Genomic DNA, 19776 nt, shown 5'->3' on the forward strand with positions numbered 1-19776 from the left:
GGTGTCCGTGTGCCCCGCCGCAGGATCGGCTTCTGGTACCGCTTCGCCGCGGTGATCTGTAAACCGCCGCTGGTGGTTCTGCTCAAGCGGGACTGGCGCGGAATGGAGCACATTCCGGCCGAGGGCGGCTTTATCACCGTGGTGAACCACAATTCGCACGTCGACCCCTTCGCGTACGCGCACTTTCAGTACAACACCGGACGGGTTCCGCGATTCCTGGCGAAGAGCGGGCTTTTCAAGAAGGGATTCATCGGCGCCGCGATGCGCGGCACCGGGCAGATCCCCGTCTACCGGGAGAGCACGGACGCGCTGAGCGCCTTCCGGGCCGCGATCGACGCCGTGGAGCGCGGCGAGTGCGTCGCCTTCTACCCCGAGGGCACCATCACCCGGGATCCGAACGGCTGGCCCATGACCGGCAAGACCGGTGCCGCGCGCGTCGCGTTGAAGACCAAGTGCCCGGTCATCCCGGTCGCCCAGTGGGGCGCCAACGAACTGCTGCCGCCGTACGCCAGGAAGCCCAACCTCCTGCCGCGCAAGACCCATCACGTGCTGGCCGGTCCGCCGGTGGACCTCTCGTGCTTCTACGGCAAGGACATGACCGCGGAGGTCCTCAAGGAGGCCACCGAGGTCATCATGGCCGCGATCACCCGCCAGCTGGAGGAGATCCGCGGCGAGCGGGCACCCGAGACGCCGTACGACCCGAAGCGCGAACGCATCGAGCAGCGGCGCCGGACCGAGGCGCAGAAGCAGGGCAGGACGGCGGTCGCCGGGCTGGGCCGCGAAGTCGCCGGGCTGCCGGGCCGGGAAGCCGGTCCGGACGAGGCTGGTCGGCCTGGCCGGGAACCCGGTGGGGCACCCGGTCGGGAACTGGTCGGGCAGTCGGGCCGGGACACCGGTCCGGACGCGGCTGGACAGTACGGGCGGGAGTTCGCCGGGGAACCCGGTCGGGAAGCGGCCGGGCAGGCCGGTGTGGAAGAGGGGCTGGGCAAGTGAGCAAGCCGGTCAAGGCGGCGGTCTTCGGCGCCGGTTCGTGGGGCACGGCCTTCGGCATGGTGCTCGCCGACGCGGGGTGCGAGGTCACCCTGTGGGCGCGTCGCGCGGAGGTCGCCGGGGCCATCAACTCCGGCCGGACCAACCCCGACTACCTCCCGGGCTTCGAGCTCCCCGAGAACCTGCGCGCCACCACCGACGCCGCCGAGGCGGCCGCCGGGGCCGACTTCACGGTCCTGTCCATCCCCTCGCAGACCCTGCGCGGCAACCTCGCGGACTGGGCGCCGCTGCTGGCCCCCGACACCGTCCTGGTCTCGCTGATGAAGGGCGTCGAACTCGGCTCCGCCATGCGGATGAGCGAGGTCGTCACGGACGTCGCCAAGGTCCCCGCGGAGCGGGTCGCCGTCGTCACCGGACCCAACCTCGCGCGCGAGATCGCCGCCCGCATGCCCGCCGCCGCCGTGGTCGCCTGCACCGACGAGGCGGTCGCCCAACGGCTCCAGGCCGCCTGCCACACCCCGTACTTCCGCCCGTACACCAACACCGACGTGGTCGGCTGCGAACTCGGCGGCGCGGTCAAGAACGTCATCGGGCTCGCCGTCGGCATCGCGGACGGCATGGGCCTCGGCGACAACGCCAAGGGCTCGCTCATCACCCGCGGCCTCGCCGAAACGACCCGGCTGGGCCTGGCGATGGGCGCCGACCCGCTGACCTTCTCCGGACTCGCGGGCCTGGGCGACCTGGTGGCCACCTGCTCCTCGCCGCTCTCCCGCAACCACACCTTCGGCACCAACCTCGGCAAGGGCATGACCCTGCAGGAGACCATCGCGGTCACCAAGCAGACCGCCGAGGGCGTCAAGTCCTGTGAGTCGGTGCTGGATCTGGCCCGACGGCACGGCGTCGACATGCCGATCACGGAGACGGTGGTCGGCATCGTGCACGAGGGCAAGCCTCCGGTGGTCGCCCTCAAGGAGCTGATGTCGCGCAGCGCGAAGCCGGAACGACGCTGAGCGACGCGGCCGTACGGACGCTGTCTCCGGCCCCTACCAACGGGTACTCTCATCGCGATATGAGCACCGAGAACCTCCCCCAGAGCCCCGAGCAGCCGTCCCGCAAGCCGCGTGTGGCCGTCGTGTTCGGCGGGCGCAGCTCCGAACACGGGATCTCCGTGGTCACCGCCGGCGCCGTACTGCGGGCCATCGACCGGACCAAGTACGAGGTCCTGCCGATCGGCATCACCCAGGACGGCCGGTGGGCGCTCACCGCCGACGAGCCGGAGCGGATGGCGATCACCGACCGCCGTACGCCCAATGTCGAGGACCTCACCGACTCGGGCGAGGGCGGCGTCGTGCTCCCCGTCGACCCCGCCAACCGCGAAGTCGTCTACAGCGAGCCGGGTTCCGTGCCCAAGGCCCTGGGCGAGGTCGACGTGGTCTTCCCGGTGCTGCACGGCCCGTACGGCGAGGACGGCACCCTCCAGGGCCTCCTGGAGCTCTCCGGCGTCCCCTACGTGGGGTCCGGCGTGCTCTCCTCGGCCGTCGGCCAGGACAAGGAGTACATGAAGCGGGTGTTCGCCTCGTTCGGACTGCGGGTGGGCCCGTACCTGGTGATCCGGCCGCGCGAGTGGCAGCGGGACGAGTCGGCCGCCCGCAAGAAGATCGTCGACTTCGCCGGTGAGCACGGCTGGCCGCTGTTCGTGAAGCCCGCGCGCGCGGGTTCGTCGATCGGCATCACCAAGGTCGACGACCTGTCCGGCCTCGGCGAGGCGATCGCCGAGGCCCAGCGCCACGACCCGAAGATCATCGTCGAGGCAGCGGTGCGCGGCCGCGAGATCGAGTGCGGCGTCCTGGAGTTCGAGGACGGCCCCCGGGCCTCCGTCCCCGCGGAGATCCCACCGCCGGACACGCACGCGTACTACGACTTCGAGGCGAAGTACATCGACTCGACGCCCGGCGTCGTCCCGGCCCCGCTGACGCCGGAGCAGACCGCCGAGGTGCAGCGACTCGCCGTGGCGGCCTTCGAGGCGGCGTCCTGCGAGGGCCTGGTCCGCGCGGACTTCTTCCTCACCGAGGCGGGCGAGTTCGTGATCAACGAGATCAACACGATGCCCGGTTTCACGCCGATCTCGATGTATCCGCAGATGTGGCAGGCGAGCGGAGTGACATACGCGGAGCTGGTGGACCGCCTGATCCAGGCGGCACTTCACCGCCCGACCGGACTGCGCTGACCTGGGGCCCCACGGCGATCAGTCGGCGATCCCCGCAGGAATCGCCGACTTCACAGCCGACGCCACATCGACGAGCACCGCCGCGCTGTCGCGCCCCTCCGGCACGCTCACCTCGACATAGGCCTTACGGTTCGCGCTGGTGAACCGGTACCCGCCGCCGTCCCGCTCCTCCTGCAGCCAGTCGACGCCGTTCACGCCCCCGGCCACGGCGTCGGGATCGCGGCCCTCGGCCACCTTCGGGTCGATCATCTTCGGCGGCCGCTCCACCCCGCACCGCAGTATGATCACCGGGCTTCCCCAACCCGCCGTGAGCACGGACTCGGGCTCGGGGTCGTTCCGGCTCAGGCCGTCCACCGTGCGGGGCAGCGCCTTGTCCAGGTTCCGGCACAGCTTCGTGACCGCCGGAGACGGACTGGGAACCGCGACGCTCGCGCTGTCGTCTGCTGAGGAGCAGCCCGCGACAGCGATCAGCAGGGCGAACGCGGGCAGACCGATGAGCCGGTGACGGAGAAACTTCACCGGCCAAGGGTAGACGGGGACTACAGATGGACGACCGGGCAGGTCAGAGTGCGGGTGATGCCGTCCACTTGCTGGACCTTCGCGACCACCATGCGTCCCAGGTCGTCGACGGTGTCGGCCTGGGCGCGCACGATGACGTCGTACGGTCCTGTCACGTCCTCGGCCTGGATCACCCCAGGGATCTTGCTGATCGTCTCGGCGACGGTCGACGCCTTGCCGACCTCAGTCTGGATCAGGATGTACGCCTGTACCACGGAACCTCCAGGGCGGCCACGAGGATCATGTGGGGAAAAGGAACGCCACGGTATCGCGTCGCCGCTCGCCGCGGGGAGACCTGCGGTAGCCGGGGCACGCGTGCCGGGGTGCAGGCACGACGGATGTTGACGGAGGGGGGACCGGTTGCCGGTCACTTCGACCGTATCGAGGACACTGATGACCCGCGACCGGGCACGCACAGGGACAGAAGGGGCGTAAGGGCAATGAAGGGCACTGTTGGTGAGCTCGGGGAGTTCGGGCTCATCAGGGAGCTCACCTCCCGTCTCACCACCACCCCGGCGGTGCGGGTCGGCCCCGGCGACGACGCCGCGGTGGTCGCCGCGCCCGACCGCCGGGTCGTGGCCAGCACCGACATCCTGCTGGAGGGGCGGCACTTCCGCCGGGACTGGTCCACGGCGTACGACGTCGGGCGCAAGGCGGCCGCGCAGAACCTCGCGGACATCGCCGCCATGGGCGCCGTACCGACCGCCCTGCTGCTCGGCCTGGTCGTACCGGCCGAACTCCCGGTCACCTGGCCGACCGAGCTGATGGACGGGCTGCGCGACGAGTGCCAGGTGGCGGGCGCGTCCGTGGTCGGCGGCGATGTCGTACGAGGGGACACCATCACGGTGTCCATCACCGCACTCGGCGATCTGCGCAACCAGGAGCCCGTGACGCGGGCCGGCGCGCAGCCCGGTGACCTCGTCGCGGTGACCGGCTGGCTGGGCTGGTCGGCGGCCGGGTACGCGGTGCTCTCCCGCGGGTTCCGCTCGCCGCGCGCCTTCGTCGAGGCCCACCGGCGCCCGGAGCCGCCGTACCACGCGGGTCCTGCGGCGGCCGCGCTGGGCGCGACGGCGATGTGCGACGTGAGCGACGGGCTGATCGCCGACCTCGGGCACATCGCGGAGGCCAGCAAGGTCCGTATCGATGTCCGTTCCGGCGCCATCGACATCCCCTCGCAGATGCACGACATCGGGCAGACGGTGGGCGTCGACCCCCTCCAGTGGGTGCTGACCGGGGGAGAGGACCACGCGATCGTGGCGACCTTCCCGCCGGACGTGAAGCTGCCCGCCCGCTGGAAGGTGATCGGTGAGGTGCTCAACCCGTCGGCGCTGCCCCAGGTGACCGTCGACGGGGCCCCCTGGGTCACCAAGGGCGGCTGGGACCACTTCGGCGGGGAGATCGAGTCATGAGCGCGCCGCCCCGGGTGCTGACGGTCGCGGGCTCCGACTCCGGTGGGGGCGCCGGCGTCCAGGCCGACCTGAAGACGATGCTCGCGCTCGGTGTGCACGGCATGAGCGTGATCACTGCGGTGACCGCGCAGAACTCCCTCGGCGTGCAGGGCGCCTGGGAGCTTCCGGTGGAGGCGGTGCGGGCCCAGTACCGCAGTGTCGTCGACGACATCGGCGTCCAGGCGATCAAGACGGGGATGCTCGCGTCGGCCGAACTCGTCGAGGTGGTGGCCGAGTTGATCGGGGGCACGGACGCGCCCGCCGTGGTCGACCCGGTGGGGGTCTCCAAGCACGGGGATGCGCTGCTCGCGGCCTCCGCGCTCGATTCGGTGCGGACGAGGCTGCTGCCGGTCGCGACCGTGGCGACGCCGAATCTGGACGAGGTGGCGCAACTGACGGGCGTGCATGTCGAGTCCGAGGAGCAGTTGCGGGGGGCCGCGGCGGCGGTACTGGCGTATGGGCCGCGATGGGTGCTGATCAAGGGCGGGCACCTGCCCGGGGATGCCGTGGACCTGCTCACCGACGGTTCCCAGGAGCACTGGCTGCGGGCGCCTCGGCATGACAACCGGCACACCCATGGCACGGGCTGCACGCTCGCCTCCGCGATCGCTTCAGGGCTCGCGAAGGGACTGGCTGTGCCGGAGGCGGTGGCGGCGGCGAAGGAGTATGTCACCGGGGCGATCAAGGCGGGGTTCGCGCTCGGCGGGGGGATCGGGCCGGTGGATCACGGGTGGCGGTTCCGCAGCTGACGTCCCGGGTGCAGCAAAAAGCCGGTCCACCCGAGGTGGACCGGCTTTTCGCAGCGAACCAGCAGTGGCCGCGCTGTGCGTCAGCGCGAGACCTTGCCGGCCTTGATGCACGAGGTGCAAGCGTTCACGCGCTTCGGCGTCCCGCCGACCACGGTACGCACACGCTGGATGTTCGGGTTCCAGCGGCGGGACGTACGGCGGTGCGAGTGCGAGATGTTGTTGCCGAAGCCCGGCCCCTTGCCGCAGACGTCGCAGTTGGCAGCCACGGGTCACTCCAAAGACTTCAGATGCACTTACGGTTGATCCCGGCATGCCGGGATCAGGATCCCGGGCTCTTGCGAGCGATCCGAGATCTGAGTGGCGTTGCCAGGGGAATGGCCCGATCAGGATCGGGCAACCGGAGCAGCATACAACGGCTGCGCCCGTACAACGAAATTAGCATGGCTGCTCAGGGGCCCGCTCCCGCCCTCTTCCGGCGGGTACCGGCCCCGGGGCTACGCTGCGTCCGACGTCCAGCAGTCCTAGGAGGCGCAGGTGGCGCAGGTGCCGCAGACATTCTTCGATGCTCTCGCGGTGCGCACCTGGTGCGGTCTCGCGCTGGAGGCGCTCGGACGCGCGCGCGAGGAGATCGACGCGATCAACGTGTACCCGGTCGCGGACGGGGACACCGGCACGAACCTGTATCTGACCGTCGAGTCGGCGGTGACCGCGGTCGAGGCGGTCTTCGCCGCCCACGAGGTCGAGGCGTCCGACCCCGGGCGTCCCTCGCTGGCCGAGGCCGCGCGGGCGATGGCCCACGGGGCGCTGATCGGGGCGCGGGGCAACTCCGGGACGATCCTCGCGCAGCTGCTGCGCGGCATGGCGCAGGTGCTCGCCGACGACGGTGACGGCGCTCACACCGACGGGCAGGGCCTGCGGCTCGCGCTGTGCCGGGCGGCCGACGCCGCCCGCCAGGCCGTGGCGCACCCCGTGGAGGGCACGGTCCTGTCGGTCGCCTCGGCCGCCGCCGACGCGGCCGGGGGAGCGGAGGGCGACTGCGGGACGGTCGCGCGGGCCGCCTACGAAGGGGCGCGGACGGCTCTCGCCGCGACGCCTGGGCAGCTGGCCGTCCTGGAGCGTGCCGGGGTGGTGGACGCCGGCGGGCGGGGGCTGGTGGCGGTGCTGGCGGCGCTGGTGGAGACGTTCACGGGGGAGGTGCCGGGTGCGGTGGCGGTGACGGCCGACGCCCGGCACGCGCGCGTGCGGTTGTCCGACGGCAGCCAGGGCGTCGCGGGCGCGGCCGAGTGCGTGGACGGCGCCCCCGAGGAGGGCGGTCCGGCGTACGAGGTGATCTACCTCCTGGAGGCCGACGACGACGCCGTGGCACGGCTGCGGGAGCGGCTGGACGCCCTCGGGGACTCACTCGTGGTGGTCGGCGGTGACGGGCTGTGGAACGTCCATGTGCACGTGGACGACGCGGGCGCCGCCGTGGAGGCGGGCGTCGAGGCCGGGCGGCCGTACCGGATCAGAATCACGCACTTCGGTGCCGGCGACGTGCACACGGTACGAGGAGAGGGGCGCCCCCGGGAACGCGTCCAGCGGGCCGTGGTGGCCGTCGTGCCCGGCGAGGGGCTGGCCGGGCTGTACGCCGAGGCGGGCGCCACGACCGTGCTCGCGCGTCCCGGGGAGCCACCCGCGAGCGGGGAACTCGTCGAGGCGCTGCGGCGGGCCCACGCGCGCGAGGTCGTGCTGCTGCCCAACGACCCCGAGCTGCGCCACACCGCCGCGGCGGCGGTGGAGCAGGTCCGTGCGGAGGGCGTCCGCGTGTCCCTGATCCCCACCCGCTCCGCGGTCCAGGGCATCGCTGCGCTCGCGGTGCACGAGCCGGAGCGCCGCTTCGACGAGGACGTGGTGTCCATGACCTCGGCGGCGGGCGCGACCCGCTACGGCGAGGTCGCCGTCGCCGAGCGCCAGGCCTGGACCATGGCCGGGATCTGCCAGGCAGGGGACGTCCTCGGGCTCATCGACGGGGACGTGGCGGTGATCGGGGCGGACGTCACGGCCACCGCCGAGACCGTGCTGGACCGGATGCTCGCGGCCGGTGGGGAGCTGGTGACCCTGGTGCTCGGCGACGAGGCCCCGGAGTCCGTCGCCGAGCACCTCGAGGCGCGGGTGCGGGAGGCCTATCTCGCCGTCGACACGGTGGTGTACCGGGGTGGGCGGCAGGGGGCGTTGCTGCTGATCGGGGTGGAGTGAGCGGAACAGGGTTGTTGTTCAACGATCCTCGGGTGGAGCGCGCCGTCGTTCAACGATCCTCCTGTTCCCTCGCCTCCCGCACCACCCGCAGCATCTGCTCCGCCTCCGCCCGCCGCTCCTGAGCCGCCTCGTCGTCCTCGGTGGCGTCGGCGTACGCCTCCAGTACCGCACGCGCGCGTGCCGCCGCCTCGGCGCAGCGGCCCAGGTCGGCCGCCAGCCAGCCCGCGGCGAGTTCGGCGCCGGTGCGGGCGTGCCGGGCGTCGGCACCGAGTGAGGCGAACACCGAGACGGCCTCCTCCACTTCGGTCAGGGCCTCCTCGAACGTGGCCCGGATCGAGCCGTCCTCGGCGTCCTCGGCGGACGTACGGGCGAGCAGGTCGCCGAACTGGCGGTGGGTGTGGCCGAGTTCGGCGGTGAGCCGCTGCCGCGACTCGTCGTCGGCCGCGGTGCCCAGGGCGCTGACGCACTCGTGGACGGCGGTCGCCATCAACTCCCGCGCGGTCTCCGCGCCGTCGTCCGTGCGCAGCGCGAGCCACGCGCGGGCGCGCAGGGAGCGGACGAGGCCGTGGACGTTGCCCAGGGAGCGCCACAGCTCGCCCGCGCGCGCGTAGGCCCGGTCCGCCTCGGTGGGCAGCCCGGCCTGGCCCAGGGACTCGGCGGCGAGGTGGGCCAAGGTGGCGTGGTCGTGCTGCTCGGGCCAGTGCCGGGCGATCTCGGCGGCCCGCAACCGGCGTTCGGCGGACGCCCGGTGCTCCCCGAGCTCGCTGAGGCAGTCGCCGAGCCACCACTGGGTCTGGACGATCGCGCCGTCACCGTGCGTCTCGGCGCTCAGGTCGAGCAGCGCCGACTCCAGCACCTCCGCGGCCTCGGCCCACCGTCCCTGCCGCAGCAGGAACCCGCCGAGCAGGTGCCGCGCCCAGGCGCCGAAGGTCGGGCCCTCGCCCGCCTCGTCGGCCCAGTGCGCCGCGTCCAGGGCGTGCTCGGCGGCCTCCGCGGACTGTCCCCGGCCGCCGAGCACCTCGGCCAGCTGAAGGTGCAGCTGGGCCCGGCCGGTGGCCTGCAGGTGCGGTCCGCCGTGCTCCAGGGCCGCCTTCAGGGCCCGCTCGGCCTCCGCGGTGTCCCCGAGGTGCTGGGCGAGGCCGGCCAGCCGGGCCTCGTACTCCACCGCGAACCACGGCAGCCCCGCGTCGACGTACGCCGCCGCGGCCCGCGCGAACAGCTCGGCGGCCTGCTCGACGTCCCCGTGGTGCACGGCCAGCTCGGCGAGCATCGCCCGCGCCTCGGCCGCCCGTGCGGCGAGCCGGACGTCGTCGCCGGTGTGCCCCTCCACGAGCGCCAGCACCTCCCGAGCGGCGCCCTCGGCCTCCGCCAGGACGGTCTCCTGCGGGGTGCCGCCCGCGGTGGAGTCGTCGGTCTCGTGCACCCGCCGCATCAGGATCCGCGCCCGCCCCATCAGCACGGACGCGGTCTGCCGTACGCCGGTGCCGTCCTCGGCGTAGAGGGCGAGGACCTCGTCGTAGGGCCCGGCGACCGCCTCGACGGCCTCCTCGACCTGACCGGCGAGCGCGCGGACGTACGCCGCACGCGCGCGTGCCGCCAAGGCCTCGCCCGGGTCGCCCGCCTCGGCATACAGCTCGGCCGCGCGTTCGAACAGCTCGGCGCCCTCGGGGCCCAGGCCCATCGCCTCGTGGTCGGCGATCTCCGCCCGGTCACGGGCGTCCAGACCGGCCCCCTCCGCGGCGCGCCCGACGGCCGCCCAGGCCTCGACGGCGTTCGGCTGCAGGGTGTCCGACAGCCGCCGCGCCTCGGCCAGCAGCGCGGCCAGGTCCGGCTCCTTTCCGGTCGCGGTGGACGGGGGCGTCACGGGGGCCGGGGCGACGGGGCGCGCGGGGTGCGCCAGCCGCTCCGAGCGCACCCCCAGGGGGAGCCGCTCCACCAGCGGACGCTGCCCCATACGTGTGCGTACCCGCTCGCTGACGTGCGCTGTGCCGTTGCGCCGGTCGAACCGCGCCGCCAGGGCGAGAGCCTCCCCACGCGCGTGGGCGGCGAGTTCGCGCGCGGTCCATGTCCGGCCCGCCGGGCCCGGCACCTGCTGGTCGCCGAGGCCCCGTTCGGTCAGCCGGTCCATGAGCAGGGTCACCACGCTCAAGAAGTCCATCCGGCTCCGCGGGTGTCCGGTGTCCGTGAAGTACGCGGGACGCTCCGCCAGCAGCTCCAGGCCGCGCGCCTCGTTGCCGGTCAGCGCGCAGAACTCGACGTGGTCCGCGTAGGCGCCACGCATGCTCTCCATGGCCCGCACCAGCCGGAAGCCCCGCAGATGGTGGGCGCGCGCCTCGTCCAGGCGGCCCAGCCGCAGCAGGGGCACCAGAGAGGACGCCAGGACGGTGTGCGGCTCGTGCGCGCAGGTGAACTCGCCGCTCAGCACCGGCGCCCACAGCTGAAGGGCCTCCGTGTCCCGGCCGCGCTCCGCCTGCCACCAGCCCTGCCCGTCCAGTTCGCACGCGTGACAGTCGGCCATGCTGTCCCGGTCCGCCGCCAGCCACGCCGCGTACGCCCGCTCCGCTCGCTCCACGTCCCCGATGTGCGCCGCCACGCTGAACTCGGCGCTGCGTACGGCGCGTTCGGAGTGGCCGGCGAGGCGGTAGCGGTGCTCCATCTCGCCCAGCCACTTCTCGATGGAGGCCAGCGGGATGTGCGGCTGGTCGAGCATCCCGGACGACATCCACTTGAAGACCCAGTGCAGCGAGTGCGTCTCGTACTCGTCGAAGTCCTCGGGGTGTTCGTCCCACATGCGCAGCAGACGCGCGAACGGGACGAACATCTTGTCCTTCTCGGAGCTGTAGTTGTAGACCTTCAGCTGGTGTCCGAGCGCCTCGATCACGGCGAGCGGGATGTTCAGCTTCTCGGCCTCGGCGAGCAGCTGCTCCGCGCGCGCGTTGCGTGCGGGTCCCTCCGGCTGCTCGGAGTTCTCCGCCATCGCCCGGCGCAGCGCGTCGAAGTCCGTGATCTCACTCATCGGTGACCGTCCCCCGGGGAGTCGGAGTCGCTGTGGGTGGCCCATTCGAGCAGGCCGATGAACGCCCGGTTGAGCAGGGCGGAGTCGGCGGGCCGCAGCGGACGCTGCGCCATCAGCAGCGCCTGGCCGTACAGCGACTCCGTGGCGGTGCCGACGAGCTCCGGATCGTTCAGTGAACTGATCCTGCGGATCAGCGGGTTGAGGTGGTTGAGCACCAGACGCGCGCGGGGCGCGCTGCCGCGCAGCGAGCCCAGGATGCCCGCCCACAGGTCGTCGGCCTCCTCTTCGGCCGCCGCCCGGGCCTGCTCGTGCCGGGCCGCCCGGTCGTCCAGGTGCAGCGCGGGCACGGACAGCGGGTGGAAGGCCCGCAGCACCACATCGCAGCCCAGCGGGTCCAGCGTGGCCCGCGCGGCGCCCAGAAAGCCCGCCACGGCCAGCTCCTCGGCCGGGTCGACGGCGTCCAGATGGGCGGTCACGGTGTCCGCGTCGAGCTCGGCGACGACCGTGCCCGGCCGTACCGACGGCAGCGCCTCGACCAGCTCGCTGTCGTACGTGTAGCCGCCGTTGACGACCCCGACGCCCTGCGCGGACGCGATCGGGGCGACCTGCCGGTACTCCTCGACCGTGCGCGTGAAGTGCACCACCGGGTGGCGCAGCGCGAACTCCTCCAGGGACAGCTGCCCGTCCGTCGTCTCGAACGGCAGCCACGGCAGCATCGTGCGCAGCATCTCCTTGTCGTGCCGCGCCAGCGACTTCACCCCCAGGTGGTGCACCGACAGGAAGGCCGCCAGCCGCTCCGGGTCACCGGCCGCGAGCCCGGTGAGCCAGGACCGAATCCTTTCGCCGAGCGCCTCCCGTACGGCGGCCAGGGTCTCGTCCTCGTACAGCGACTCGCGCGACGCCGTGGGCCGCAGACTGTCGGTGTCGAGCACACAGCGCACGAAGAACGCCCAGTCGGGCAGCAGCTGTTCGGCCCGCTCGGTCAGCAGCATGCCCTTGAGGTGGACGCGGTGCCGCGCGCGCCGGGCCGGGCTGACCGCCGACGGCAGGACGTACGCCACCCCGCGGATCCCCGCGAGCGGCACGTTCAGCTCGATCGAGTCCAGCGGGGTGAAGCCGAACAGCTCATGGCAGTGCCGGGCCAGCGCCACCCGCCGGGTGGCGGGGGAGGGGTAGGGCCGGTCCCAGGGCGCCGGCAGGTCGGTGACCTCCTCGTCGCCCACCCGCACGTCGTACGGCAGCAGCGAGCCGAAGTCCCGCGCCAGCGCGAGCACCCGCTCCTCGGTGAGCCACTCACCGGCATCCGCCCGCGCCTCCAGATACACGGTGGTCCCCGGCACGGGCCGGGCCGCGTCCGGCAGGGTCCGTACGGTGTACGAGCCGTCGTCCGTCGCCGTCCACTCCACGGGCCGGGCGTCCGGCGTACGGGCGCTGCGGCTGACGACCCGGATCCGCTCGGCCACCACGAAACAGGCCAGCAGCCCGATGCCGAACTGCCCGAGGAAGCCGGAGCGCGCCTCCCGGATGCCGTCGGCCCGCTTGGAGCTGCGCCCGATGGTCGCCAGCAGGTTGTGCACGTCGGACTCGGTGAGCCCGATGCCGGAGTCCTCCACCCGCAGGCCGCCCTCCTCGGCGTACAGCCGCACCCGCGCCGGGGCGTCGGGCTGCTCGGCCCGGCGGGCGGTGATGGCGTCGACCGCGTTCTGCAGCAGCTCGCGCAGGTAGACCCTGGGGCTGGAGTAGAGGTGATGGGAGAGCAGGTCCACCAAGCCACGCAGGTCGACCTGGAACGTATGAGGTGAAGAGGATGCCTGTGATGCCGCTGAGGTCTGGGAGTCCATCGTCACAGCGCCGGTGGGGGGAGCGCGTCGGCGCGGGGTCGGGCGGTCCCGGTGAGGCGGTGACCGCGAAAGGATGGCCGGAGCGCGTCATCCTAGAGCTCGAACGAGCCGTCTGACCAGGGGTTTCGGGAGACGTATACGGATCTGCCGCCGGGACCTCTGCGCCGTTGTCAGTGCGGTGGTGTGCAATGGATCTCGTGCCCGCACTGGACGAACCACTCAAGAAGGTGCTCGGCCCCGCCACCGCGAAGGTGATGGCCGAGCATCTCGGCCTGCACACCGTCGGCGACCTGCTGCACCACTACCCGCGCAGATACGAGGAGCGCGGCCAGCTCACCCACCTCGCCGACCTCCCCCTGGACGAGCACGTCACGGTGGTCGCCCAGGTCGCCGACGCCCGCCTGCACACCTTCGCCTCCGCCAAGGCGCCGCGCGGCAAGGGCCAGCGCCTGGAGGTGACGATCACCGACGGCAGCGGCCGGCTCCAACTGGTCTTCTTCGGCCACGGCGTGCACAAACCCCACAAGGAACTGCTGCCGGGCACGCGCGCGATGTTCGCGGGCAAGGTCTCCGTCTTCAACCGCCGACTGCAACTGGCCCATCCGGCGTACGAGTTGCTGAAGGGCGACGCCGAGGAGGCGGTCGACACCTGGGCGGGCGCCCTCATCCCGATCTACCCGGCCACCGCCAAGCTGGAGTCCTGGAAGATCGGCAAGGCCGTCCAGACCGTGCTGCCCAGCGCCCAGGAAGCCGTGGACCCGCTTCCGGACTCCCTCCGCGAGGGCCGCGGCCTGGTCTCCCTCCCCGAGGCCCTGCTGAAGATCCACCGGCCGCACACCAAGGCGGACATCGCCGACGCCCGCGACCGCCTCAAGTGGGACGAGGCCTTCGTCCTCCAGGTCGCCCTCGCCCGCCGCCGGCACGCCGACGCCCAGCTCCCCGCGGTGCCCCGCAGGCCCGGGCCGGACGGCCTCCTCGCCGCCTTCGACGACCGGCTGCCGTTCACCCTCACCGAGGGCCAGCGGAAGGTCTCCGAGGAGATCTTCGCCGACCTGGCCACCGAGCACCCGATGCACCGGCTGCTCCAGGGCGAGGTCGGCTCCGGCAAGACCCTGGTCGCCCTGCGCGCCATGCTCGCCGTCGTCGACGCGGGCGGGCAGGCCGCGATGCTCGCGCCCACCGAAGTGCTCGCCCAGCAGCACCACCGCTCGGTCGTGGAGATGATGGGCGAGCTGGCCGAGGGCGGGATGCTCGGCGGCGCCGAGCACGCCACCAAGGTGGTGCTGCTCACCGGCTCGATGGGCGCCGCCGCCCGCCGCCAGGCGCTGCTCGACCTGGCCACCGGCGAGGCCGGGATCGTGATCGGCACGCACGCGCTGATCGAGGACCGGGTGCAGTTCCACGACCTCGGCCTGGTCGTCGTCGACGAGCAGCACCGCTTCGGCGTCGAGCAGCGCGACGCCCTGCGCGGCAAGGGCAAGCAGCCGCCCCACCTGCTGGTCATGACCGCCACACCGATCCCGCGCACGGTCGCCATGACCGTCTTCGGCGACCTGGAGACCTCGGTCCTCGACCAGCTCCCGGCCGGTCGCTCCCCGATCGCCAGCCATGTCGTCCCGGCCGCCGACAAGCCGCACTTCCTGGCCCGGACGTGGGAGCGGGTGCGCGAGGAGGTCTCCCAGGGCCATCAGGCGTACGTCGTCTGCCCGCGCATCGGCGACGAGGAGGACGACCCCAGGGCGGCGAAAAAGAAGACCTCCCCCGAGGACGAGGCCGACAAGCGCCCCCCGCTCGCCGTCCTCGACATGGCCGACCAACTCGCCAACGGCCCGCTCCAGGGACTCAAGGTCGAGGTCCTGCACGGCCGTATGCAACCCGACGACAAGGACGCCGTCATGCGCCGGTTCGCCGCCGGTGAGACGGACGTCCTGGTGGCGACCACGGTCATCGAGGTCGGCGTCAACGTGCCGAACGCCACGGTGATGGTGATCATGGACGCCGACCGCTTCGGCGTCTCCCAGCTCCACCAGCTGCGCGGCCGCGTCGGCCGTGGCTCGGCGCCCGGACTGTGCCTGCTGGTCACCGAGATGCCCGAGGCCGGCGCCGCCCGCCAGCGGCTGAACGCGGTGGCGGCCACGCTCGACGGCTTCGAACTCTCCCGCATCGACCTCGAACAGCGGCGCGAGGGCGACGTCCTCGGCCAGGCCCAGTCCGGCGCCCGCACCAGCCTGCGGGTGCTCGCCGTCATCGAGGACGAGGAGATCATCGCGGAGGCCCGCGAGGAGGCGGCCAAGGTGGTCGCCGCCGACCCCGAGCTGACCGGCCTCCCGGGCCTGCGCACGGCCCTGGACGCCCTCTTGGACGAGGAGAGAGAGCAGTATCTGGAGAAGGGGTAGCGATGTCGTCGCCGGGTGGGGCAGCGCCGTTAGGGGCGCGGAAAACTGCGCGAACCACCACGACGAACCCGCAGCCGCCCGCGACGCTTCGGCCCCACGGCGATCCGCACCCCCACCGACCGCCTGCCAAACTGGATCCGTAACCACCCACAACCAAGGACCCAAGATGACCCGCGTGATCGCCGGCCGGGCAGGGGGACGTCGCTTGGCCGTCCCGCAGGGATCCCGCACGCGCCCCACCTCGGACCGCGCCCGCGAGGGTCTCTTCTCCACCTGGCAGTCCCTCCTCGGCGGCCCCCTGGACGGCGAACGCGTGCTGGACCTCTACGCAGGTTCCGGCGCCGTCGGCCTGGAGGCCCTCTCGCGCGGCGCCGCGCACACCCTGCTGGTCGAGGCCGACGCCCGGGCCGCCCGCACGATCCGCGAGAACGTCAGAAACCTCGGCCTGCCCGGCGCCGAGGTCAGGTCGGGCAAAGCGGAACAGATCATCCGAACCCCACCGCCGGGCGAGCCGTACGACATCGTGTTCCTCGACCCGCCGTACGCCGTCACGGACGACGATCTTCGCGAGATCCTGCTCACACTCCGCACGGAGGGGTGGCTCGCCGAAGAAGCCCTCGTCACCGTGGAGCGCAGCACCAGAGGCGGTGAATTCGGGTGGCCGGAGGGCTTCGAGGCCCTGCGCACCCGCCGGTACGGCGAGGGAACGTTTTGGTACGGTCGCGCCGCCTCCACGTGCGAAGACGCACCATGACCGGACCTGAGAGCGAGGGATCTCAAGTGCGCCGAGCCGTCTGTCCCGGGTCGTTCGACCCCATCACCAACGGACACCTGGACATCATCGCCCGCGCCTCCCGCCTCTACGACGAGGTCTACGTCGCGGTGATGATCAACAAGTCCAAGAAGGGCCTCTTCGAGATCGACGAGCGGATCGACCTGATCCGCGAGGTCACCGCCGAATACGGCAACGTCCGGGTCGAGGCCTTCCACGGCCTCCTCGTCGACTTCTGCAAGCAGCGCGACATCCCCGCCATCGTCAAGGGCCTGCGCGCGGTCAGCGACTTCGACTACGAGCTGCAGATGGCCCAGATGAACAACGGCCTCTCAGGGGTCGAGACCCTCTTCGTGCCCACCAACCCCACCTACAGCTTCCTGTCCTCCTCCCTGGTCAAGGAGGTCGCACAGTGGGGCGGCGACGTCTCCCACCTGGTGCCGCCGGCCGTCCTGGACGCTCTCAACAAGCGCCTGCGCCAGGCCTGAACGGGCCACACCTCAACGGGCTACAGTCGTCCCGTCCGTCTCCAACACAGCTGTAGAGAGTGGCGAGCAACCGGTGGACGTACAGAAGAAGCTCGACGAGATCGTCGCGGCGGTCTCCAGTGCCCGGGGCATGCCCATGTCGGCCTCGTGCGTGGTCAACCGCGCCGACCTGCTCGCCATGCTGGAAGAGGTGCGCGCGGCCCTGCCCGACTCCCTCGCCCAGGCCCAGGAGCTGATCGGCGACCGCGAGCAGATGGTCGAGCAGGCCCGCCAGGAGGCCGAGCGGATCATCCAGGGCGCGCACGCCGAGCGCGGCTCGCTGATCTCCGACACCGAGGTCGCCCGCCGCTCCCAGGCCGAGGCCGACCGGATCCTCGCCGAGGCCCGCAAGGAGGCCGAGGAGATCCGCGCCGAGGCCGACGACTACGTGGACTCCAAGCTGGCCAACTTCGAGGTCGTCCTCACCAAGACCCTCGGCTCCGTCGGCCGCGGCCGCGAGAAGCTGCTCGGCACCGGCCCCGGCCTCGACGAGCAGGGGTACGAGGACGAGGACGCCCCCGAGCGCAGCCACGACCCGGAGACGCTGCGCCGCACCGCCGACGAGTACGTCGACGTCAAGCTCGGCGCCTTCGAGGCGGTCCTCGCCAAGACCCTGGAGGCGGTCGGCCGCGGCCGGCAGAAGCTGCACGGCCGGATCGCCACCGACGACCTCGGCTCCCTCGACACCACCACCGTCCAGCACAGCAGCGACGCCGACTACCTCGCCGACCTCGCCGCCATGGCCGACACCCCGGCCGAGCCCGCCCAGCCACCGGCGGTCCCGGCCCAGCAGCCGTACGCCACCCAGGACGCCTACGCCTACCAGCAGCAGCCTCCGCAGCAGCCGCAGCAGGATCCCTACGGCTACCAGCAGCAGTACGCCCAGCAGGACCCCTACGGCTACCAGCAGGCCGATCCGTACGCGGCGTACCCGCAGCAGCCCGCGTACGATCCGCACCAGCAGACCTACGCGCAGCAGCAGCAGACGCAGGGCCTCGACGAGACCAGTCTCTTCGACACCAGCATGATCAGCGCGGAGCAGCTGCGGGCGTACGAACAGGGCCGCGGCAACGGCTGACGCCGCCGATTGGGCCGTCGGCGCATGGTCCAGTATCCTGGCTCTTCGGTCGCGCGTACGTCCGCGATCAGCGCTGCCCGGGAACACCGAGGGCAGCGTCCACCGAGCTCACAAGATCGAAAGCAGGAATGGCTCTGAACGCCCGCCTCGACCACCGCAAGCCTCTCGTGTTCGACACACACGAGCTGGGGCGGCGGCCCGGTGCGCTGCAGCGCCTGACCCGCACGGTCGACGCCCCGAAGGACCTCGGTCTGAAGGACGTCATCGGAGTGCCGGAAGGCGCCCCGGTGGAGCTCGAACTCCGCCTGGAGTCGGTCATGGAAGGTGTCCTTGTCACAGGCACCGCCCGTGCACGGGCCGAGGGGGAGTGCGTAAGGTGTCTGGAGCCGGTCGAGCTGGAGCTCGAAGCGGACTTCCAGGAGATGTTCTCGTACCCTGACGTCGACGATCGGGGCCGCGTGCACCACGCGGAACCCGGCGACGACGCCGAGGACGACGAGGACAGGCTCTTCCTCGAGGACGGCATGTTCGACCTCGAACCTCTGCTGCGCGATGCGGTGGTGCTCGCACTGCCGATGCAGCCGGTGTGCCAGGAAGACTGCCCAGGACTGTGTGCCGAGTGTGGCGCACGCCTCGCGGACGACCCGGACCACCACCACGACGCCGTCGACATCCGTTGGGCGGCACTGCAGGGACTCGCCGATTCACTCGAACCCGGCGATAAGGACGACAAGAGCGGCGCCGAAGCGGGCGTCGACGAGAAGCAGGAGAAGTAGCCGTGGCTGTTCCGAAGCGGAAGATGTCGCGCAGCAACACGCGCCACCGCCGGTCGCAGTGGAAGGCTGCGGTCCCCACCCTGGTTGCGTGCGAGCGCTGCCACGAGCCCAAGCAGCAGCACATCGCGTGCCCGTCGTGCGGCACCTACAACAAGCGCCAGGTCCTCGAGGTCTGAGCGGCTGGTGAGAGGCACTGTGTCCACACCGAAGAAGCAGTCTTCCCGCGCGAGCGGGGGTGGACCGGACAACCAGGCCTCGTCCCACACGCTTCTGGAAGGGCGGCTCGGCTACAAGGTCGAGTCCGCCCTTCTGGTGCGAGCGCTGACCCACCGTTCCTACGCGTACGAGAACGGCGGTCTGCCGACGAACGAGCGGCTGGAGTTCCTCGGGGACTCCGTGCTCGGCCTCGTCGTCACCGACACGCTGTACCGCACCCACCCCGACCTGCCCGAGGGCCAGCTGGCCAAGCTGCGGGCCGCGGTGGTGAACTCGCGCGCGCTGGCGGACGTGGGGCGGACGCTCGACCTCGGCTCCTTCATCCGGCTCGGCCGCGGTGAAGAGGGCACGGGCGGCCGGGACAAGGCATCGATCCTCGCCGACACCCTCGAAGCGGTGATCGGCGCGGTCTATCTCGACCAGGGCCTGGACTCGGCGGCGGAGCTGGTGCACCGCCTGTTCGACCCGCTGATCGAGAAGTCCTCGAACCTCGGAGCCGGCCTGGACTGGAAGACATCCCTCCAGGAACTCACCGCGACCGAGGGGCTCGGCGTGCCCGAGTACCTGGTCACGGAGACCGGCCCCGACCACGAGAAGACCTTCACTGCTGCCGCCCGCGTCGGAGGCGTCTCGTACGGCACCGGCACCGGCCGCAGCAAGAAGGAGGCGGAGCAGCAGGCCGCCGAGTCCGCCTGGCGGTCCATCCGCGCGGCCGCGGACGAACGCGCCAAGGCCGCCTCGGCCACGGGCGCGGCACCGGCCGTGGACGCGGTCCCGCTGACGGACGGCGCGGTGCCCACCGAGGCGGCGGCCGTGGAGGCCACCAAGGCGGCCCCGGCCGCCGGGACCGCCGCGGACGGCGACAGCATGGGCGCCCCCTCGGCGTCGGGCTGACCGGCTCCGGCCACACAGCACCTGCGGAAACGCAGGAGAACAGCACACCCGAG

18 protein-coding genes are annotated in these 19776 nt (G+C 72.2%); 13 read left to right on the plus strand and 5 right to left on the minus strand.

Going from position 1 to position 19776, the window contains the following annotated elements; translation table 11 throughout:
- The first annotated feature begins 9 nt into the window (after window positions 1–9).
- From KWI83_RS20725 to KWI83_RS20735, 3 genes are read left to right on the plus strand one after another with little or no spacing between them, the layout of a single operon-like run.
- Window positions 10–993 carry a lysophospholipid acyltransferase family protein gene (locus KWI83_RS20725; RefSeq protein ID WP_308122122.1) on the plus strand — a complete coding sequence of 328 codons (984 nt, stop codon included), beginning with the start codon at window positions 10–12 and terminating at the stop codon, window positions 991–993.
- Window positions 990–2000, plus strand: a complete 1011-nt coding sequence (locus tag KWI83_RS20730) for an NAD(P)H-dependent glycerol-3-phosphate dehydrogenase (protein WP_218515863.1) — start codon at window positions 990–992, stop codon at window positions 1998–2000. Before KWI83_RS20725 ends, KWI83_RS20730 begins: the two co-directional genes overlap by 4 nt.
- Window positions 2001–2059: 59 nt before the next feature.
- Entirely contained in the window at window positions 2060–3217 is a 1158-nt protein-coding gene (locus KWI83_RS20735) for a D-alanine--D-alanine ligase family protein (protein WP_218515864.1), read from the plus strand.
- Window positions 3218–3235: 18 nt separating this feature from the next.
- On the opposite strand, the gene KWI83_RS20740 is transcribed toward KWI83_RS20735, so the two are convergent.
- Window positions 3236–3736 (minus strand): DUF3515 domain-containing protein, encoded by a 501-nt coding sequence (locus KWI83_RS20740; RefSeq protein WP_218515865.1) that lies wholly within the window; start codon window positions 3734–3736, stop codon window positions 3236–3238.
- A 20-nt stretch (window positions 3737–3756) separates the two neighbouring features.
- The gene (locus KWI83_RS20745) at window positions 3757–3990 is read right to left on the minus strand and encodes an Lrp/AsnC family transcriptional regulator (RefSeq protein WP_003997603.1); all 234 of its coding nucleotides are present in this window, start codon (window positions 3988–3990) and stop codon (window positions 3757–3759) included.
- 225 nt (window positions 3991–4215) lie between these two features.
- On the opposite strand from KWI83_RS20745, the gene KWI83_RS20750 reads away from it, so the two are divergent.
- Both KWI83_RS20750 and thiD read left to right on the plus strand, forming a co-directional pair.
- Window positions 4216–5184 carry a thiamine-phosphate kinase gene (locus KWI83_RS20750; protein WP_218515866.1) on the plus strand — a complete coding sequence of 323 codons (969 nt, stop codon included), beginning with the start codon at window positions 4216–4218 and terminating at the stop codon, window positions 5182–5184.
- Complete coding sequence (gene thiD / locus KWI83_RS20755; protein ID WP_218515867.1) at window positions 5181–5972, plus strand: bifunctional hydroxymethylpyrimidine kinase/phosphomethylpyrimidine kinase; 792 nt, start codon at window positions 5181–5183, stop codon at window positions 5970–5972. The genes KWI83_RS20750 and thiD overlap by 4 nt, the downstream gene beginning before the upstream one ends.
- 80 nt (window positions 5973–6052) lie before the next feature.
- On the opposite strand, the gene rpmB is transcribed toward thiD, so the two are convergent.
- Window positions 6053–6238 carry a 50S ribosomal protein L28 gene (rpmB, locus tag KWI83_RS20760; RefSeq protein ID WP_003993230.1) on the minus strand — a complete coding sequence of 62 codons (186 nt, stop codon included), beginning with the start codon at window positions 6236–6238 and terminating at the stop codon, window positions 6053–6055.
- Between the two features lie 268 nt (window positions 6239–6506).
- On the opposite strand from rpmB, the gene KWI83_RS20765 reads away from it, so the two are divergent.
- Window positions 6507–8207 carry a DAK2 domain-containing protein gene (locus KWI83_RS20765; RefSeq protein WP_218515868.1) on the plus strand — a complete coding sequence of 567 codons (1701 nt, stop codon included), beginning with the start codon at window positions 6507–6509 and terminating at the stop codon, window positions 8205–8207.
- Window positions 8208–8256: 49 nt separating this feature from the next.
- Here KWI83_RS20765 and KWI83_RS20770 read toward each other — a convergent pair whose 3' ends face one another.
- Complete coding sequence (locus KWI83_RS20770; protein WP_218515869.1) at window positions 8257–11223, minus strand: tetratricopeptide repeat protein; 2967 nt, start codon at window positions 11221–11223, stop codon at window positions 8257–8259.
- A complete protein-coding gene (locus tag KWI83_RS20775; RefSeq protein ID WP_218515870.1) occupies window positions 11220–13064 on the minus strand; it encodes an HSP90 family protein in 1845 nt (614 codons plus the stop codon). Before KWI83_RS20775 ends, KWI83_RS20770 begins: the two co-directional genes overlap by 4 nt.
- 188 nt (window positions 13065–13252) lie before the next feature.
- Here KWI83_RS20775 and recG point away from each other — a divergent pair, with 188 nt between their 5' ends.
- The 7 genes from recG to rnc all read left to right on the plus strand — a co-directional run bounded on the left by recG (window position 13253) and on the right by rnc (window position 19723).
- Window positions 13253–15460, plus strand: coding sequence for an ATP-dependent DNA helicase RecG (recG, locus tag KWI83_RS20780; protein ID WP_218515871.1), 2208 nt, complete (start codon window positions 13253–13255; stop codon window positions 15458–15460).
- A gap of 166 nt (window positions 15461–15626) precedes the next feature.
- Window positions 15627–16214, plus strand: a complete 588-nt coding sequence (gene rsmD, locus KWI83_RS20785) for a 16S rRNA (guanine(966)-N(2))-methyltransferase RsmD (protein WP_218515872.1) — start codon at window positions 15627–15629, stop codon at window positions 16212–16214.
- Window positions 16215–16240: 26 nt separating this feature from the next.
- A complete protein-coding gene (coaD, locus tag KWI83_RS20790) occupies window positions 16241–16720 on the plus strand; it encodes a pantetheine-phosphate adenylyltransferase (RefSeq protein WP_218515873.1) in 480 nt (159 codons plus the stop codon).
- Between the two features lie 73 nt (window positions 16721–16793).
- On the plus strand, window positions 16794–17837 hold the full coding sequence (locus KWI83_RS20795) for an ATP synthase F0 subunit B (protein WP_218515874.1): 1044 nt from the start codon (window positions 16794–16796) through the stop codon (window positions 17835–17837).
- A 128-nt stretch (window positions 17838–17965) separates the two neighbouring features.
- Window positions 17966–18613, plus strand: coding sequence for a DUF177 domain-containing protein (locus KWI83_RS20800; RefSeq protein ID WP_218515875.1), 648 nt, complete (start codon window positions 17966–17968; stop codon window positions 18611–18613).
- A gap of 2 nt (window positions 18614–18615) precedes the next feature.
- Window positions 18616–18789: a 50S ribosomal protein L32 gene (gene rpmF / locus KWI83_RS20805; protein ID WP_003951102.1), complete on the plus strand. Its 174-nt coding sequence runs from the start codon at window positions 18616–18618 to the stop codon at window positions 18787–18789.
- 19 nt (window positions 18790–18808) lie between these two features.
- The gene (gene rnc / locus KWI83_RS20810) at window positions 18809–19723 is read left to right on the plus strand and encodes a ribonuclease III (RefSeq protein WP_218515876.1); all 915 of its coding nucleotides are present in this window, start codon (window positions 18809–18811) and stop codon (window positions 19721–19723) included.
- Window positions 19724–19776 lie beyond the last annotated feature (53 nt).

This window comes from Streptomyces sp. TRM70350 (genome assembly GCF_019219825.1).
Classification (GTDB): domain Bacteria; phylum Actinomycetota; class Actinomycetes; order Streptomycetales; family Streptomycetaceae; genus Streptomyces.

Coding starts and splice junctions, on each gene's coding strand:
- KWI83_RS20750 (WP_218515866.1), top strand. CDS start 4,216: ATGAAGGGCACTGTTGGTGAGCTCGGGGAGTTCGGGCTCATCAGGGAG.
- rsmD (WP_218515872.1), top strand. CDS start 15,627: ATGACCCGCGTGATCGCCGGCCGGGCAGGGGGACGTCGCTTGGCCGTC.
- KWI83_RS20775 (WP_218515870.1), bottom strand. CDS start 13,064: ATGGACTCCCAGACCTCAGCGGCATCACAGGCATCCTCTTCACCTCAT.
- KWI83_RS20770 (WP_218515869.1), bottom strand. CDS start 11,223: ATGAGTGAGATCACGGACTTCGACGCGCTGCGCCGGGCGATGGCGGAG.
- thiD (WP_218515867.1), top strand. CDS start 5,181: ATGAGCGCGCCGCCCCGGGTGCTGACGGTCGCGGGCTCCGACTCCGGT.
- KWI83_RS20800 (WP_218515875.1), top strand. CDS start 17,966: ATGGCTCTGAACGCCCGCCTCGACCACCGCAAGCCTCTCGTGTTCGAC.
- recG (WP_218515871.1), top strand. CDS start 13,253: ATGGATCTCGTGCCCGCACTGGACGAACCACTCAAGAAGGTGCTCGGC.
- KWI83_RS20735 (WP_218515864.1), top strand. CDS start 2,060: ATGAGCACCGAGAACCTCCCCCAGAGCCCCGAGCAGCCGTCCCGCAAG.